Origin of the sequence: Dolichospermum circinale AWQC131C, from assembly GCF_000426905.1 — a bacterium.
Taxonomy (GTDB): domain Bacteria; phylum Cyanobacteriota; class Cyanobacteriia; order Cyanobacteriales; family Nostocaceae; genus Dolichospermum; species Dolichospermum circinale.
In genome coordinates this window covers 18,937-19,688 of sequence record NZ_KE384623.1, presented here as the reverse complement: position 1 = coordinate 19,688, position 752 = coordinate 18,937, and the positions used below count along the sequence as shown (strand labels likewise).

The following is a 752-nucleotide window of genomic DNA, read 5'->3' as shown; positions in this document are numbered from 1 at the left end:
CAGTAATTTATGCAGCTTTTTCATGGTAATCTCCTAATTTATTAAACACTGAAAGAGAGTTTTGCAAATTAACAGACAAGAAAAACTCATAGACATGAGGTTGGAGTGAATAAAAACCCCATATCACTCAACCTAGAACATAGGCGATTGAGTAGCGTGCCTTAGTCGATCTTTGAGTTTATTATCTTCCTTTTATTATTCCTGCTCGGCAATTTGGACAAGTAATTGTGCCGCTAAAGCCATTTTTCCCGCCTCCAAATCTTTCAAAACAGCTACTACATAACTGGTATTGACAGTTGCGACATTTTAGCCATGTATAGTCTGTTGAAATTCCACAACTCCTACAAACAGCCATATTTTTCTCCTCTTAATCCTATAAAAGATGGTGCTGGGCTTACTTTCGTCAAACGAACTTACGACTTGCAACGATATTCTCTGCCCAAGAATGACAAAATACGATTTTGATTTAAAGCATAACTTTCACTCCTATTTGGAAGTGAATTCCGGGGAGAAAAATCGATCATTTTATAACCATTTGTCAGTTGAACTGTACCTGACGAAGAATTAGGAGCAGCCCATTTGTAAATATCCATGTTTCCTAAACCGTATACTATATTCAATGTGCCATTACTTTGAAAAACAACACGATTTGTCGCACGAGTAGTATTTTGTACCCAATCACAAACTAACGGGTGAGTTTGACCTTTTCTGAAGTTTTCCATGTTAGTTGGGATTTGTGCTTGAGTGCTGTA

General features: G+C 37.1%; 1 protein-coding gene. It reads right to left on the bottom strand.

The window, feature by feature from the left end; translation table 11 throughout:
- Positions 1-413: 413 nt before the first annotated feature.
- Positions 414-752 (bottom strand): hypothetical protein (locus ACIR131C_RS26090; protein WP_196811770.1); only part of this gene is annotated, 339 nt, incomplete at its 5' end.